The sequence below is a fragment of the Ruegeria marina genome, from assembly GCF_900101475.1.
In the GTDB taxonomy this organism is placed as follows: Bacteria; Pseudomonadota; Alphaproteobacteria; order Rhodobacterales; family Rhodobacteraceae; genus Ruegeria_B; species Ruegeria_B marina.
Map to the genome: position 1 here is coordinate 155,927 of NZ_FMZV01000002.1, position 14,703 is coordinate 170,629.

Below are 14,703 nucleotides of genomic sequence, written 5' to 3' on the forward strand. Positions count from 1 at the left end.
CCGCGGTGTCGCCGCTCACCTGCGTCAACCTGCGGGCGTCGGATCCTGCGGCATCAGGAAATGCCCGCTCCCCTGCGCATAGAGCTTGTCATGATGGTCTTGCCAGGCCTCGACCCGGACCGAGGCATAGCGCCGCCCCGCCCGGCTGATCGTGGCACGCGCGTAGGCATCGCGCGGCAGGCCCGAACGCAGGTAGTCGATGGTGAAGTCGATGGTCTTGGGAAATCTGACCGTTTCGCCGTTCAGGATATCCTCGGGCGCCAGATCGCCGCTTTCGATCCGTTCGAACAGGTGCGACCAGCTGAGCGTAATGACTGCCGTCACCTCCAGAAACGCGGCCGTCACCCCGCCATGTATGGCAGGCAGGAACGGGTTGCCGATCAACTTGTCGTCAAAGTTCAGCACCCCGGTCAGCTCGTCACCCCGCCGGTCGAAAGTGATTCCGAGAAAGCGGATATAGGGCACGCCGCTGACCAGTGCGTTCAGCGCGGCATCGCGGCGCTGCTTGACGACCTGCATGGGTTCGGGGCGTTTGCGGGTCATCAGCGCCCCTCCACGGTGAAGGAACCGGCGGCGGTGGCCACCGGCCGGTCGGTGTCGTCGTCGGTGGCCACCGCGCGCACGAAGGCGACGTTGCGGGTGATATGATAGCAGGTGGCGCGGGTAGTGATCGACTGGCCCGGCGTTGCCGCGCGCATGTAGTCGATCCTGAGGTCGATCGTCGCAGTACCGCCGGGGGCCGCCGGGTGGCTCATCACCGCCGCACCGCAACAGGTGTCCATCATCGCCGAGACCGCGCCGCCATGGATGACGCCGGTGCGCGGATCGCCCACCAGGTCGGCATTGTAGGGCATGGTGATTTCCGCCTCGCCCTGGCCGATATGGGTCAGATCGAGTCCCAGCGCCTTGGCGTGCGGAATCGCCTGAATGAATTGCCGGGCGAATTTAGCCTTGTCGTTCATCGTGCCTTCGTCCTGCCTTGCGTCTGTTCCTTTATGATCAGCCCGCAGCACAAAGGGCAAGACCGGCTGTTGCGCTGAAATTCACAACCCCCTAGGTTGCGATCGAGGAGATTAGCCATGACCGACACGCGTTTGTCATTCAAGGAGATGTGCGCCGAGTTCGACGTGACCCCGCGCACCCTGAGATATTACGAGTATATCGAGCTCCTGCAGCCCGACCGCGAAGGCCGCGCGCGCTATTACGGGGCCCGCGAACGCGCCCGAATGAAGCTGATCATGCGCGGCCGCAGATTCGGTTTTCCGCTGGAGGAAATCCGCCAGTGGCTGCTGATCTACGAAGACGAAGGCAACGAGGCGCAGATGGCCGCCTTTGTCGAGATGGCCGACCGGCAGATGAACGAATTGCGCCAGCAGCAGATGCAGCTGGAAGAAGCCATGACCGAATTGCAGCAACTGCGCGACCAGACGGCGCACAGCCTGGGATGAATTTGCGGTGAAATTCTCGTGATCGGGGCAACCCGGCGTTGATCGCGCCGGGCCAGGACTGCAAGCTGTGCCCGTTACTGGGCCGGCCTGTCGGCCCGACGTTCGGAGCAGCCTGATGACCGCCCCCTGCCGAATATTTCTTCTTGTCTTGTCCCTTGTCGGGCTTTCGGCCTGTGACGTTGGCCCCAACGGCTATGGAACGGCTCCACCTGGCGTTTCCCAAGCGGACTGGGACCGTCAGGTCGAAGCAGAACGCAAGGCTAAACGCGCCTTGTACCAAGGGCCGCGCGGCGGAGCCACGGGACGCTGAACAGCCGCACCCGGTCTCTCTCATCATCTTTCGGATTGATCCCACGTCACGAAGAAAAGTGACGTGGCGTTTGAGTTACGTAAACGTCAACTTGATGTTGTAAAGGACGGGCAAGCTGACCAACTGGACCTCATGACGCCAGCGACGAGAGTTTGAAACGATGACCGATGACCTCATGTCGATCCGCGAGATGTGCGACGCCTATGACGTGACGCCCCGCACGCTGCGGTTCTACGAAGCCAAGGAATTGCTGTTCCCGATCCGGGAAGGCCAGAAACGCCTGTTCACCAAGCGCGACCGCGCACGGCTGAAGCTGATCCTGCGCGGCAAGCGCTTCGGCTTCAGCCTGGAACAGATCCGGCAGCTGCTGGACCTGTATCACATCGGCGACCAGCAGCACATGCAGCTGAGCCGCACCTATGACATCGCCCGCGAGCGGCTGGCCGATCTGGAAGCCCAGCGCGACGAGCTGACCGAGGCGATCGAAGACCTCAGGGAGCAGCTACGCTGGGGCGAAAAGGTGATTGCCTCGATGAAAGACGCCAAGAAGGCGGCGGAATAACCCGACCCTTCTCCGACATCAGACCCACGACTTCAGGGAGCCGTTACATGCCCATCTACAATGCCCCGACCAAGGACGCGCAGTTCATCCTGCACGAGATGCTGCGCATCTCGGAAACCGACGTGCCCGGCTATGCCGAACTGGACCCCGAGTTCACCGGCGCCGTGCTGGAGGAAGCCGGCAAGATCGCCTCGAACGTGCTGCACCCGCTGAACGCGGTGGGCGATACCGAGGGCTGCCGGCTGGAAAACGGCGTGGTCTATACGCCGACCGGGTTCAAGGACGCCTTTGAGCAGGTAAAGGCAGGCGGCTGGCCCGGGCTCGACATGCCCGAGGAATACGGTGGCCAGAACATGCCCTATGTGATCGGCACCGCGGTGGGCGAGATGTTCTCGGCCTCGAACCAGGCTTTCACCATGTACCAGGGCCTGACCCATGGCGCGGCCTCGGCAATCCTGGCGCATGGGACGGAGGAGCAGAAGGAGACCTATCTGCCCAAGATGGTGTCCTGTGAATGGACCGGCACCATGAACCTGACCGAACCGCATTGCGGCACCGACCTGGGCCTGATGCGCACCAAGGCAGAACCGCAAGCGGACGGCTCCTACAAGATCACCGGGCAGAAGATCTTCATCTCGTCGGGCGATCACGACATGGCCGACAATATCGTGCACCTGGTGCTGGCCAAGATCGTGGGCGGCCCCGAAGGCATCAAGGGCGTGTCGCTGTTCATTGTGCCCAAGTTCATGGTGAACGAGGACGGGTCGCCGGGCGCGCGCAACGCCGTGTCGGTCGGCAAGATCGAGGAGAAGATGGGCATCCACGGCAACTCGACCTGCGTGATGAACTATGACGGCGCCACCGGCTGGCTGCTGGGCGAGGAGCACAAGGGCATGCGCGCCATGTTCACCATGATGAACGAGGCCCGGCTGGGCGTCGGCATGCAGGGCCTGGCACAGGCCGATGCCGCCTATCAGAACGCGCTGGAATACGCCAAGGACCGGCTGCAGGGCCGCGACGTAACCGGGGTCAAGAACCCTGATGGCCCGGCCGACCCGCTGATCGTGCATCCCGACATCCGCCGCAACCTGATGGATCAGAAGAGCTTCACCGAGGGCGCCCGCGCCTTCATCCTGTGGGGCGCGACGATGATCGACCGCGCCCATCGCGCGGGCGACAAGGACGCAGACGGGCTGGTCTCGCTCTTGACCCCGGTGATCAAGGGCTTCCTGACCGATCAGGGCTACGACATGACCGTGCAGGCCCAGCAGGTCTATGGCGGCCATGGCTACATCGAGGAATGGGGCATGTCGCAATACACCCGCGACGCCCGCATCGCGATGATCTACGAAGGCGCCAACGGCGTGCAGGCGCTGGACCTGGTGGGCCGCAAGCTGGCCCAGGACGGCGGCAAGCACGTGATGGCCTTCTTCGAAATGGTCAAGACCTTCTGCAAGGACAGCGCGGGCCAGGACGAGGCCTATGACAAGGCTTTCATCGAACCGCTGAAGGCCGCATCGAAGGACTTGCAGGCGGCCGGCATGTATTTCATGCAGCAGGGCATGAAGAACCCCAACAACGCGCTGTCGGGCTCCTATGATTTCATGCACATGTTCGGCCATGTTTGCCTGGGCCTGATGTGGGCGCGGATGGCGCGGACGGCGCAGGCGGCACTGGACGCCGGCGCCTCGGACAGGGCATTCTACGAGACCAAGATCGCCACCGGCCGCTATTACATGGCGCGCCGCCTGCCCGCCACCGCGATGCACCTGGCGCGCATCCAGTCCGGCGCGGACACGGTGATGGCGCTGGAGGCCGCGAATTTCTGAGCCGATGGGTGGGCAGGACGGCCCACCCTGCACCGCCCCGAGAGGAGTTCCGCTATGCCCAAACGCTTTCGCCTGACCCGACGTCTCAACATTGCCATGACAGAAGACGGGTACCGGCGCCTGAAGTCCTTCAGCAAGGAGGCCGGTCTCGACGAGGGCGAGGCGCTGTCTTTCCTGTTCGAGAATTTCAACAGCGTGACCAACGAGGAGAACCTGATCCACCGGCTGCGGCTGTTCAACGCCGAACTGGAGGACCGCAAGCGATAGAAGACGCCTTCGGCGAGAGTATTTGCAGCGAAATGAAGACGATGGACGTCCACCCCGCCATCCGGCCCGACCGCCAGGCGGAACGCGGGCGGGACGGCGAGGCTTCACTTCGCACGGACATCGGCTCTCCAGCCTGTACCGTAGCCGGAAACAAAACAGTTTAATCTTAATGCCCGGTAAAGAAGCCCTTGCTTCATTTCGCCGGAAATACTCCACGGGGGTGCGGGGGTGTGAAACCCCCGCTCCGACACTGGCCAAAGGGAGGCTGCGATGACGATGAAACTCTACTGCTTCGGAGAAAGCGGGAATTCCTACAAGGCGGCGCTGGCGCTGCAACTTTCGGGCCTCGACTGGGAGCCTGTTTTCGTCGACTTCTTCAAAGGCGAGACCCGCACGCCCGAATACCGCGCCACCGTCAACGAGATGGGCGAGGCGCCGGTGCTGGTGGATGGCGATTTCCGCACCAGCCAGTCGGGCTGCATCCAGGCTTATGTCACCGAAAAATCAGGGCGTTTCGGCGGCGCCACTCGCGACGAGAACTATGACATCCTGCGCTGGGTGCTGTGGGACAACCACAAGCTCAGCTCGATGGCCGGGCTCACCCGGTTCCTGATGAACTTCCTGCCCGAGGACAAGCGCCCGCAAGAGGTCATCGCCTTCAACCAGGGTCGGCTGAAGGCCGCCTATGCCACGCTGAACGCGCATCTCGACGGCCGCGACTGGATCGTGGGCGATGGCATCAGCAATGCCGATCTGAGTTGCTGTGGCTATCTCTACTATCCCGAGCCATTCGGTTTCGACCGTGCCGAATGGCCCCATATCGACGCCTGGCTGAACCGCATCGCCGCCCTGCCCGGCTGGAAACATCCCTATGACCTGATGCCCGGCAACCCGTCGGATCGCGCTTGACGGAACGTCGCCCCGCACCGCGCGGCGTGTCGCCGTCACGTTACTCTTGATCCGACTCACGGCCCGACACCAGTTCGGGCAGAATGACAGACCTGCAGAGGACCACACCATGACCGAAGCTTACATTTATGACGCCCTGCGCACCCCGCGCGGCAAGGGCCGCAAGGACGGCGCGCTGCACGAGGTTACCTCGGTACGCCTGTCCGCGCTCACGCTGAATGCACTGAAGGAGCGCAACAACCTCGAAGGCCACGCGGTCGAGGACGTGATCTGGGGCAATGTCACACAGGTGATGGAACAGGGAGGATGCCTGGCGCGGACTGCGGTTCTGGCCTCGGACCTCGACCAGTCGATCCCAGGACTGGCGATCAACCGCTTCTGCGCCTCGGGTATGGAGGCGGTCAACCTGGCCGCCAACCAGGTCAAGGGCGGCGCGGGCGATGCCTATATCGCCGGCGGGGTCGAGATGATGGGCCGGGTGGCCATGGGCAGCGACGGCGCGGCGATCGCCGTCGATCCCAGCGTGGCGATGGAGACGTATTTCGTGCCGCAGGGCATTTCGGCCGACATCATCGCAACCGAATACGGCTTTACCCGCGACCAGGCCGATGCACTGGCGGTGGAGTCGCAGCGCCGCGCCGCCGAGGCCTGGAAGGACGGCCGTTTCGACAAGTCGGTGATTACCGTGCGCGACCAGAACGGATTGCCGATCCTCGACCGTGACGAATACATGCGTCCCGGCACCGACATGCAGTCGCTGGGCGCTCTGACCCCGTCGTTCCAGATGATGGGCGAACAGATGCCCGGTTTCGACAAGGTGGCGCTGCTGAAATACCCGCATCTGGAGCGGATCAGCCACATCCACCATGCCGGCAACTCCTCGGGCATCGTGGACGGCGCCGCCGCCGTGCTGATCGGCAACAAGGCATTCGGCGAGAAATACGGGCTGAAGCCGCGCGCGCGCATCCGGGCGACCGCAAAGATCGGCACCGATCCGACCATCATGCTGACCGGCCCGGTGCCGGTGACCGAGAAGATCCTGGCCGACAACGGCATGAAGATCTCGGACCTTGACCTGTTCGAAGTGAACGAGGCTTTTGCCTCCGTCGTGTTGCGGTTCCAGCAGGCGTTCGATGTCGACCCCGCGCTGGTCAACGTCAACGGCGGCTCGATCGCCATGGGCCACCCGCTGGGCGCCACCGGCGCGATCATCATCGGCACCCTGCTGGACGAACTGGAGCGGCGCGACCTGGAAACCGGTCTGGCCACGCTCTGCATTGCGTCCGGCATGGGCGCGGCCACCATCATCGAACGCGTGTAAGGAGAGAACACATGGCTGATTTCAAATACTCCGTAGACGCGGACGGCGTCGCCTTCATCACCTGGGACGCCGAAGGCAAATCCATGAACGTGATGACCCGCGAGGCATTCGAGCTGGTTGACGGGCTGGTCGATCAGGCGCTGGCGGACGACGCGGTAAAGGGCATCGTGATCACCAGTGGCAAGTCCGACTTTGCCGGGGGCATGGACCTGAACACGCTCGCGGTGATCCGCGAGGAAGCGGGCGACAATCCGGCCCAGGGCCTGTTTGACTTTGTCATGGGCGGCCACCGCATCCTGCGCAAGCTGGAACTGGCGGGCATGGATGCCAAGACCAAGAAGGGCGGCAAGCCGGTCGCCTGCGCCATCAACGGCACCTGCGCCGGGATCGGCACCGAGATTGCGCTGGCCTGTCATCACCGGGTGATGACCAGCAATCCCAAGGCCAAGATCGGCCTGCCCGAGATCCTGCTGGGCATCTTCCCCGGCGGCGGCGGCACCATCCGCTATTCCCGCATGGTGGGCGCCATGGCGGCGGCCCCGGTCCTGCTCGAGGGCAAGATGATGGACCCGGCCAAGGCCAAGAGCGCGCAGCTGGTCGACGCGGTGTCGGACGATCCGGTCGCCGCAGCCAAGGAATGGGTGCTGAACGCCAAGGATGCCGACCTGGTCAAACCCTGGGACGCCAAGGGCTACAAGATGCCGGGCGGCGCGCCCTATCACCCGGCGGGCTTCATGACCTTTGTCGGCGCGGCCGCCATGGTCAACGGCAAGACCCAAGGCGCCTTCCCTGCCCCAAAGGCGCTCTTGAGCGCGATCTACGAGGGCGCGCTGGTCGACTTCGACACCGCGCTGCGCATCGAAGCACGCTGGTTCACCCATGTGCTGATGAACCCCTCCTCCTCTGCCATGATCCGCAGCCTCTTCATCAACAAGCAGGCGCTGGAAAAGGGCGCGGTGCGGCCCAAGGACATCCCCGACCAGCGCGTGAAGAAGCTGGGCGTACTGGGCGCCGGCATGATGGGCGCGGGCATCGCGCTGGTCAGCGCGCAGGCAGGCATGGAGGTCGTGCTGATCGACCGTGACCAGGCCGCTGCCGACAAGGGCAAGGCCTATACCGAAGCTTACCTCGACAAGGGGATGAAGCGCGGCAAGGTCACCGCCGAGAAGAAAGAGGCGATGCTGGGCCTGATCACCGCCACCCCGGATCTGGACGCGCTGAAAGGCTGCGACCTGATCATCGAGGCGGTGTTCGAGGATCCGGGCGTGAAGGCCGAGATGACCCAGAAGGTCGAGGCGATCATCCCCGAGGATTGCATCTTTGCCTCCAACACCTCGACCCTGCCGATAACCGGGCTCGCCAAGGCGAGCATGCGGCCCGAGCAGTTCATCGGCATCCACTTCTTCTCGCCGGTCGAGAAGATGCTGCTGGTCGAGATCATCAAGGGCAAGGAAACCGGTGATCGGGCCGTGGCCAAGGCGCTGGATTACGTCCGCCAGATCCGCAAGACCCCGATCGTGGTCAACGACGCGCGCTTCTTCTACTGCAACCGCTGCATCATCCCCTATATCAACGAGGGCCTGCGCATGATTACCGAAGGCGTCGCCATGCCGCTGATCGACCATGCGGCGCAGCAACTGGGCTTCCCTGTGGGGCCGATCCAGCTCAACGATGAAACCTCGATCGACCTGGGCGCCAAGATTGCACGGGCGACCAAGGCGGCGATGGGCGATGCCTATCCCGACAGCCCGGCGGACGATCTGATCTTCTGGATGGAGGAACAGGGGCGTCTTGGGCGCAAGGCGAATGCGGGCTTCTTCGACTATGACGAGAAAGGCAAGCGCACCGGCTACTGGAAAGGCATGCAGGACAAGTACCCGCTGGCCGAAGAGCAACCCGACCTGATCGAGGTCCAGGAACGGCTGATGTTCGCGCAGGTGCTGGAAGCGGTGCGCGCGCTGGAGGAAGGCGTGTTGGAAGACATCCGCGAAGGCGATGTGGGCGCCATCCTGGCCTGGGGTTTTGCCCCCTGGTCGGGTGGCCCGCTCAGCTGGCTCGACATCATCGGCACGCCTTATGCGGCCGAACGCTGTGACCAGTTGGCGGCGAAATATGGCGAACGCTTCACCTGCCCGCCACTGCTGCGCGAGATGGCCGACAAGGGCCAGACCTTCTACGGGCGGTTCAACCCCGAGGCACAATCGGCGGCCTGATCCGGTAGAATGACAAGGACAACCGGCGCTCCCGCAAGGGGGCGCCGGTTTGCGTTCGGTGGACCAGGGCCGCGCGGCGGAATTCCGATCCGCTACAGGGAGGCGGTGCGCGGCGTGATCTGCTGGCGGATCTGTTCGCCCACCGAATGGCGCGCGCGCTCCATGTCATGTTCCAGCTGCAAGCGGATCCAGAAATCGCCGGCGGTGCTGAAATAGCGGGCCAGCCGCAACGAGGCCTCGACCCCGACCGGAGAGGTCCCGGCAAGCAGGTCGTTCACACGCCCTTCGAGCAGGCCGGTGGCCTGTGCCAGTTCGCGGGGGGATATTCCGAGCGGGTCGAGGTATTCCTCCTGCAAGACCCGACCCGGCGGCGGGCACATGTAAACGGGTTTGGGCTTTTCCACGTCCGGCGGCAGGATCTGCACTTCGGTGGCGAAACCGGCGGCCTTCCATGCCTCGATCCCGCCTTCCATGTGGACGATGTCCTGATGCCCTTCCTTCAGCAGCATCTTGCCCGCCGCCTCCGACCGTTTTCCGACCGCGCAATGCAGCACGACCTTTTTCTCGGGAACCGACGGAAACAGCTCGGGATCGAAGCTCGACAAGGGCAGCAGCAGGGCGCCCGAGATATGTTCCACCTCGTATTCCGAGGTTTCGCGGACATCGACCAGCAGGATCTCGTCGTTGTCCAGCCAGGTCCTGACCTGCCTGGCATCGGCAGCGGCAACTGCGGCTTTCGCGGTTTCGGTCACTTTGGCACTCCCTGCGCAACAATCCGGCGCAGGTTTGCGATGTGCATGCGCCCCGTTACGGGATGCCATCGGTCGCCCGGCCGGTCAACATGTCCTGCGGGCCATGCCCTGCCTTGCATTTACGGCGGGCGCAATCCCGGCGTTTTCCGGCAGTGGCGGTGCGTCGCACGATGCGGCGGGCCGGGGTCAGTCGAACGGGTTGGGCGCCATGGGGCGGCCGGGACGCACCGGCCCCTTTGGCAGGCCCGGCACATCGGCCGGATCGCACCCCAGCGCGCCGATATCGTCGTCGTCGATCAGGCAGTTTACCAGGAACTGCGCGGCGGGCCCTTCCAGCACCTCATAGGTCCGAGGCTGACCTGCGCCGACCACGTCCAGCAACTGGCGCGGCTGTGGACAATACGCCAGCAACCCGCCTTCGACATAGATCACCTCGTCCTGCCGGAAGGCGAGCGTGGTCACTTCGAACCTGCTGCCGAGAGAGTCGGGGGCGATTCCGCGAAACCCGCGCAGATAGCGGGCGGGGATAACTGCGTAGGGGTCGCCATGGGTATCCAGCGCCGCATCGCACTCGATCAGCATCCCCTGCTCAGGCATCAGCCAGATGTCGCGCCGATTGAAAAGCGCCCCTTCGGGTACGCGAACGGGACTGTACCGCGCAGATGGCCCGGTGTCGGGTACGATCATCCTTTCACGCTGGATATCCATGATGGGCTGCATCGCGTTGTCGAAGGTCAGTACCCTGTCGCCGACCTTGAGTTGTTCCACGGGCTTCCAGCCCAGCGTCGAGGCGATGCAGGTACCCGCCAGAAACCCCGATTGCCCGGTGATGAGCAGCCCTTCGAAGGCTGCCATGGACTCTACTGTCGCCGGGCTGTCACCCGGCCTCTTCGTTTTCCATCCGAACACGCGCGCCCATCCTCGTTGTGGCAGCAGCAAGATCTTCGCTTGCCGGATTAACCATGTTGTCCTTTCAGAAAACGCGACTCGAAGGACCTTATAGGGACGCCAACGGGGCAAGAGTCGGGCATTGTCCCCTGCTCTACGGCAATGCGCCACACAACCAGGGATTGACATCCATCGGGAAACACCCCCGCTCAGCCGAATTCGTACCCGAAGCGCGCGATATCCTCGGCACAGGCCCGCCCCAGCGCGGCCGCGCTGTCACTGGTGTAAAGCCTGCGATAATCCGCCACCCGGTCCGAGCGGTTCTCATGCGGGAGGGCAAGCCTGAACCCCAGATGCCGTTCCAGCGGCGCGAGATCCTCGGAGAGATGTTCCAGCCGGATATAGGCCGCGCAGTATTCGACCCCGTCGGCCCGGCGCATGTAGCTGGCCGCCGGGCTGGCGGCAAAGGAAGCAAGCGTGGCCGGGTCCGTCACGAACCGGTCGAACGGAACCTGCCTCGCCAGATGTACCGCCGGGTGGTCGAACCCCTGATCGCGCAGCCAGTGGTAATAGCTGACAGCCCGGTCCCAGGGGTTGCGGACCAGGGTGAACGCGAAAAGCCCCGACAGAACGTCGGGGGCAATCAGCCCGTCGATATCGGCCAGCGTCGAATGTTTCCAGAGCCGTCCCCGCGCCTGCGCCCCCCTGAGCCTGCCGCGCCGCCGGCGCGCCTTGGGCGTGTCACCGATGAGTATGTCATCCTTCATCGCCCGCGCCTCCAGCGCGAGGGCAAGCGAAGTTCCCCCCGTCTTGGGGATATGCACGAAGATATAGCCGCGGCCAGGCGAGATGATCATGACGCCACGCTAGCGGGGTGGACTGTGCCGCTCAACCCGATCGGAGCGCGATGATCGCGCCGGCAACCACAATGAGACCGATACCGGCGATCTGCAAGGGACCGAGGCCGATGCCGAAGACGACCCAGGCGAACAGCGGGCCGAAGATCATCACCGAGAACTCGAAGACCGAGACATAAGAGGGTTCGCCCAGTTGATAGGCCTTGATCAGCATGAAGACGGCTGTGGCCGAGCCGACCGCCTGCATCGTCACCCAGGGCAGCGCGTCAGTCATCGGCCAGACCCAGCCACGGGTGACGAAACCCGCCGCGCCGTCCGCCGGTGTGGCGGGGAACAGCGCCAGCCAGCCAAGCCCGGCCAGCCCGGTCAGCCCCAGCATCGTGACCATCGCCGCCAGCAGCGCGGCAGTGCTTTCCTGCGCGCATTTCGCCCGCGTCACCACCGCGCCCAGCGCATAGAAGAAACCGCCCGCAACCGGCACCAGGATGGTTGCGTCGAAAGTCGCCGGGTCGGGTTGCAGCACAAGAAGGATGCCCGCGAAGCCGGTCATAACCGCAACGATGCGCCACGGGCCGATCCGCTGGCGCAATCCGAAAGCGGCAATCAGCAGCACGAAGATGGGCGATGTGAACAGGCCCGCCAGCGCCTCGGCGATCGACATCAGGGACAGCGCACTGAAATAGAACAGCATCGCCACGGTCAGGAACAGGCTGCGCAGCCCCACCCAGCCCAGGTTGCGCGGCCGCATCGAGCCCAGCCCCAGCACCGACATCAGCGCCACCAGCGGCAGCATCAGCACCGCACGGGTGAAATGGAACTGCCACAGGCCGATGGTTTCGGCCAGCCGGATGACATAGTTGTCGATGATGCCGATGATCGCCATCGCGGCCACCATCAGTACGGCGGCGGCAATCGGCGCGGAGGGAGTTTCTGCCTGCATTACCAAGGTTTAGCCACCAGTTACCCAGATGACTTGCCAACCAGCGACATCGGGTCCGGGTTTCCGACCCCGGAAACGGCGCAAGGCGTTTGAAGCCGCCGCGGCATCTGTGTACTCTGTGGAAAAACCAAAGACGAGCAAGCCGACCCCCGCATGACAGCCCTCAAGCAATACGAGCGGATCGAAGCCACCGGGCTTTGGCGACCGACACCCGAGGATCAGCGCCGTGAGGTGTTGGTATCCATCGGCGAGGCCACGCTGACGATCTCGGATTTCAACGACCGGGCGCTGACGCATTGGTCGCTGGCGGCGCTCGAACGGCGCAATCCCGGAGAATATCCTGCACTCTATCATCCCGATGGCGATCCGGGGGAAACGCTGGAACTGGCGGAAACGGAAACCACGATGATCGAGGCCATCGACCGGTTGCAACGCGCCATCGACAACGCGCGCCCGCATCCGGGACGGATCCGCTGGATATCGGTCGCCCTCGTCGCCGCTGCGGTGCTCGGGGTCCTGACCTTGTGGTTGCCCGGCGCGATGCGGCGGCACGTGGTTTCCGTCGTTCCGGATATCAAGCGACAGGAAATCGGCCGCTCGGTGCTTGGGAGGGTCGAACGGGTGACTGGACGGACATGCGCGGCCGAGGACACGGACCAAATCCTGTCCCGCCTGGCCCAGCGGACCGGTGTGCGGCGTCTCGTTGTGGTGCCAGGCGGCCTGGCCGACAGCCTGTACCTGCCCGGCGGCATCGTGGTGCTGAACCACACCTTGATCGAGGATTTCGAAGACAGTTCGGTGGTCGCCGGTTTTGTCCTCGCGGAGCGGGCCCGCGCGCTGGCACAGGATCCGCTGGACGAATTGTTGTACCATGCGGGGTCAACGGCCTCTTTCAGGTTGTTGACCACCGGCGGGCTCACACCCGAGATCCTGGACAGCTATGCCGAACGTGTCCTTGCCGAACCCCGCCCGGATGTCTCAGACGAGGATCTGCTGGCCATCTTTTCTCAGGCAGCGATCCCTTCATCGCCCTATGCATACGCCCGCGACATCACCGGCGAGGCGGTTCTGGGTCTGATCGAGGCCGACCCGATGACAGGGCGGACACTGGAGCCGGTTCTGGCCGACCGCGACTGGGTCCGGTTGCAGGGGATTTGCGGCAGTTGAGGAAACGCCTCAGCCGCGAGGCAAGAACCCCGGCGGCAGCCGTCGCTCAGCGGCTAGGACGTTTCGACACCGACGCTGCCGGGTAACGCGCGTCTGGCGCGTTGCGCGTCGAAAGGCGCAGGTGCATCGGTGGTTTGGCAATATCCCGGTAGGACCGTTCCGAATGGATTACGGTTATCGTGCGGGGCGCCGTTTCCACAGGCAACAGTTTGCGCGGCAGGTCGTCGGACCAGAGCGCATTCATCTGCGCATCGCCTTCAACGGTGCGAACCCCGCGCATCGGGTTCAGGCGGTCGTCCCCGCGCTGAACGGCCCGAAAGCCATTGGGAGTGACATAGGTGTTCGTGACGATAGCGGGGCGAAGGGTTCTTTCCGCACGATACGGGTTCAGTCGATCGTCTGTCCAGACGCTACGATAGCCGGCAGGTATCACGACATTTGTCGTGTTCTGACGATTGTCATGCACATGTTTCGGAACGATGCGGGTTTCCAGCGAAACCGGAACGCCTGTCTTGCCACTGCTGCCCGAAGAACTCTTGCGCAAAGGGCCATATGTGATCGGAGGTTCCGCCTGAGGGCCGCATCGGGCACCGGTCTGGTTGATATACTGCTGGCTGAGCGGCGAGGCGTCCGGGCAGATCGCGGTGTCGGGCCGCGTCGCCACGGGTGCGATTGTACCGGGCTTCGACGGAGTCGGGGCGGCCGCAGCGACCGGTGCCACCGGAACCGGGCGGGCCGTCGTTGTCCGGGTCGTCGGAACGGTGACAGGCATTGCCACGGCCGGTTTGGGTGCCGCCTTGGGCGCTGACGCAGCGGCAGTGCGAACTGGCGGCTGAGCCGCGGTTGCCTTCGGTGCCGGGGTGGACGGGGTGGACACGGCAGGCTGATCAAGCGTGATCAGTTCCGGCCCTGCCGGTTGCGGTGCCGTCGTGGTCGCTCCGGCGACCTCCGTCGGCTGATACCCGCACAACTGCTTGCGCTGCCGGGAAACACGCGGCACCCAGGTAACCAGCCCGTCAACTCCCGCACGAATGTAGATGCAGCCACGGCTGTCGACATACTGCTTGCCGGTGAAGGATGCCGGCGGAAACTCTGCCGGGGGGCTCGGGTTGCGCAGCGTCTGGGCATTCAGCGCCGACAACCCCAGGCTGCATCCGATCACGGAAAAGGCAATAATTCTTGTAAACCTCATGATCGCCCCCACAAGATGTGGAGGAAGTGTGGCGCAAATCACGCAGAG

Annotated in this window: 15 protein-coding genes; 8 read left to right on the plus strand and 7 right to left on the minus strand. The window is 64.1% G+C overall.

Going from position 1 to position 14,703, the window contains the following annotated elements:
- Nucleotides 1–24 precede the first annotated feature (24 nt).
- Nucleotides 25–543 (minus strand): PaaI family thioesterase, encoded by a 519-nt coding sequence (locus tag BLT75_RS03130; protein WP_093027645.1) that lies wholly within the window; start codon nucleotides 541–543, stop codon nucleotides 25–27.
- Nucleotides 543–962: a PaaI family thioesterase gene (locus BLT75_RS03135; protein WP_093028163.1), complete on the minus strand. Its 420-nt coding sequence runs from the start codon at nucleotides 960–962 to the stop codon at nucleotides 543–545. The genes BLT75_RS03130 and BLT75_RS03135 overlap by 1 nt, the downstream gene beginning before the upstream one ends.
- A 117-nt stretch (nucleotides 963–1,079) precedes the next feature.
- Between BLT75_RS03135 and BLT75_RS03140 the strand changes: the two genes are divergently transcribed.
- The 7 genes from BLT75_RS03140 to BLT75_RS03175 all read left to right on the plus strand — a co-directional run bounded on the left by BLT75_RS03140 (nucleotide 1,080) and on the right by BLT75_RS03175 (nucleotide 8,859).
- Nucleotides 1,080–1,448: a MerR family transcriptional regulator gene (locus BLT75_RS03140; protein WP_093027647.1), complete on the plus strand. Its 369-nt coding sequence runs from the start codon at nucleotides 1,080–1,082 to the stop codon at nucleotides 1,446–1,448.
- Nucleotides 1,449–1,918: 470 nt separating this feature from the next.
- Nucleotides 1,919–2,320 (plus strand): MerR family transcriptional regulator, encoded by a 402-nt coding sequence (locus BLT75_RS03150; RefSeq protein ID WP_093027651.1) that lies wholly within the window; start codon nucleotides 1,919–1,921, stop codon nucleotides 2,318–2,320.
- A gap of 47 nt (nucleotides 2,321–2,367) precedes the next feature.
- The gene (locus BLT75_RS03155; RefSeq protein WP_093027653.1) at nucleotides 2,368–4,149 is read left to right on the plus strand and encodes an acyl-CoA dehydrogenase C-terminal domain-containing protein; all 1,782 of its coding nucleotides are present in this window, start codon (nucleotides 2,368–2,370) and stop codon (nucleotides 4,147–4,149) included.
- A gap of 54 nt (nucleotides 4,150–4,203) precedes the next feature.
- Entirely contained in the window at nucleotides 4,204–4,416 is a 213-nt protein-coding gene (locus BLT75_RS03160; RefSeq protein ID WP_093027655.1) for a hypothetical protein, read from the plus strand.
- Between the two features lie 270 nt (nucleotides 4,417–4,686).
- Nucleotides 4,687–5,325 (plus strand): glutathione S-transferase family protein, encoded by a 639-nt coding sequence (locus BLT75_RS03165; RefSeq protein ID WP_093027657.1) that lies wholly within the window; start codon nucleotides 4,687–4,689, stop codon nucleotides 5,323–5,325.
- 109 nt (nucleotides 5,326–5,434) lie between these two features.
- Nucleotides 5,435–6,646: an acetyl-CoA C-acetyltransferase gene (locus BLT75_RS03170; protein WP_093027659.1), complete on the plus strand. Its 1,212-nt coding sequence runs from the start codon at nucleotides 5,435–5,437 to the stop codon at nucleotides 6,644–6,646.
- An 11-nt stretch (nucleotides 6,647–6,657) separates the two neighbouring features.
- Nucleotides 6,658–8,859 carry a 3-hydroxyacyl-CoA dehydrogenase NAD-binding domain-containing protein gene (locus tag BLT75_RS03175; RefSeq protein ID WP_093027661.1) on the plus strand — a complete coding sequence of 734 codons (2,202 nt, stop codon included), beginning with the start codon at nucleotides 6,658–6,660 and terminating at the stop codon, nucleotides 8,857–8,859.
- A 92-nt stretch (nucleotides 8,860–8,951) separates the two neighbouring features.
- On the opposite strand, the gene BLT75_RS03180 is transcribed toward BLT75_RS03175, so the two are convergent.
- The 4 genes from BLT75_RS03180 to BLT75_RS03195 form a co-directional block, all read right to left on the minus strand.
- Nucleotides 8,952–9,611: a HigA family addiction module antitoxin gene (locus BLT75_RS03180; protein ID WP_176827821.1), complete on the minus strand. Its 660-nt coding sequence runs from the start codon at nucleotides 9,609–9,611 to the stop codon at nucleotides 8,952–8,954.
- Nucleotides 9,612–9,797: 186 nt separating this feature from the next.
- Complete coding sequence (locus tag BLT75_RS03185) at nucleotides 9,798–10,466, minus strand: Hint domain-containing protein (RefSeq protein ID WP_176827824.1); 669 nt, start codon at nucleotides 10,464–10,466, stop codon at nucleotides 9,798–9,800.
- A gap of 242 nt (nucleotides 10,467–10,708) precedes the next feature.
- Complete coding sequence (locus BLT75_RS03190) at nucleotides 10,709–11,356, minus strand: sulfotransferase family 2 domain-containing protein (RefSeq protein WP_093027667.1); 648 nt, start codon at nucleotides 11,354–11,356, stop codon at nucleotides 10,709–10,711.
- Nucleotides 11,357–11,387: 31 nt separating this feature from the next.
- On the minus strand, nucleotides 11,388–12,296 hold the full coding sequence (locus tag BLT75_RS03195; protein ID WP_093027669.1) for a DMT family transporter: 909 nt from the start codon (nucleotides 12,294–12,296) through the stop codon (nucleotides 11,388–11,390).
- A 153-nt stretch (nucleotides 12,297–12,449) separates the two neighbouring features.
- Here BLT75_RS03195 and BLT75_RS03200 point away from each other — a divergent pair, with 153 nt between their 5' ends.
- Nucleotides 12,450–13,463, plus strand: coding sequence for a PI-PLC domain-containing protein (locus tag BLT75_RS03200; RefSeq protein WP_093027671.1), 1,014 nt, complete (start codon nucleotides 12,450–12,452; stop codon nucleotides 13,461–13,463).
- Between the two features lie 46 nt (nucleotides 13,464–13,509).
- Here BLT75_RS03200 and BLT75_RS03205 read toward each other — a convergent pair whose 3' ends face one another.
- Entirely contained in the window at nucleotides 13,510–14,655 is a 1,146-nt protein-coding gene (locus BLT75_RS03205; RefSeq protein ID WP_143028503.1) for an SPOR domain-containing protein, read from the minus strand.
- Nucleotides 14,656–14,703 lie beyond the last annotated feature (48 nt).

Excerpts from the sequence above, each read along its gene's own strand:
- BLT75_RS03165 (WP_093027657.1), top strand. The coding sequence starts at position 4,687 with ATGACGATGAAACTCTACTGCTTCGGAGAAAGCGGGAATTCCTACAAG.
- BLT75_RS03205 (WP_143028503.1), bottom strand. The coding sequence starts at position 14,655 with ATGAGGTTTACAAGAATTATTGCCTTTTCCGTGATCGGATGCAGCCTG.
- BLT75_RS03195 (WP_093027669.1), bottom strand. The coding sequence starts at position 12,296 with ATGCAGGCAGAAACTCCCTCCGCGCCGATTGCCGCCGCCGTACTGATG.
- BLT75_RS03160 (WP_093027655.1), top strand. The coding sequence starts at position 4,204 with ATGCCCAAACGCTTTCGCCTGACCCGACGTCTCAACATTGCCATGACA.
- BLT75_RS03190 (WP_093027667.1), bottom strand. The coding sequence starts at position 11,356 with ATGATCATCTCGCCTGGCCGCGGCTATATCTTCGTGCATATCCCCAAG.
- BLT75_RS03175 (WP_093027661.1), top strand. The coding sequence starts at position 6,658 with ATGGCTGATTTCAAATACTCCGTAGACGCGGACGGCGTCGCCTTCATC.
- BLT75_RS03135 (WP_093028163.1), bottom strand. The coding sequence starts at position 962 with ATGAACGACAAGGCTAAATTCGCCCGGCAATTCATTCAGGCGATTCCG.
- BLT75_RS03155 (WP_093027653.1), top strand. The coding sequence starts at position 2,368 with ATGCCCATCTACAATGCCCCGACCAAGGACGCGCAGTTCATCCTGCAC.
- BLT75_RS03200 (WP_093027671.1), top strand. The coding sequence starts at position 12,450 with ATGACAGCCCTCAAGCAATACGAGCGGATCGAAGCCACCGGGCTTTGG.
- BLT75_RS03185 (WP_176827824.1), bottom strand. The coding sequence starts at position 10,466 with ATGGCAGCCTTCGAAGGGCTGCTCATCACCGGGCAATCGGGGTTTCTG.
- BLT75_RS03130 (WP_093027645.1), bottom strand. The coding sequence starts at position 543 with ATGACCCGCAAACGCCCCGAACCCATGCAGGTCGTCAAGCAGCGCCGC.
- BLT75_RS03150 (WP_093027651.1), top strand. The coding sequence starts at position 1,919 with ATGACCGATGACCTCATGTCGATCCGCGAGATGTGCGACGCCTATGAC.
- BLT75_RS03170 (WP_093027659.1), top strand. The coding sequence starts at position 5,435 with ATGACCGAAGCTTACATTTATGACGCCCTGCGCACCCCGCGCGGCAAG.
- BLT75_RS03140 (WP_093027647.1), top strand. The coding sequence starts at position 1,080 with ATGACCGACACGCGTTTGTCATTCAAGGAGATGTGCGCCGAGTTCGAC.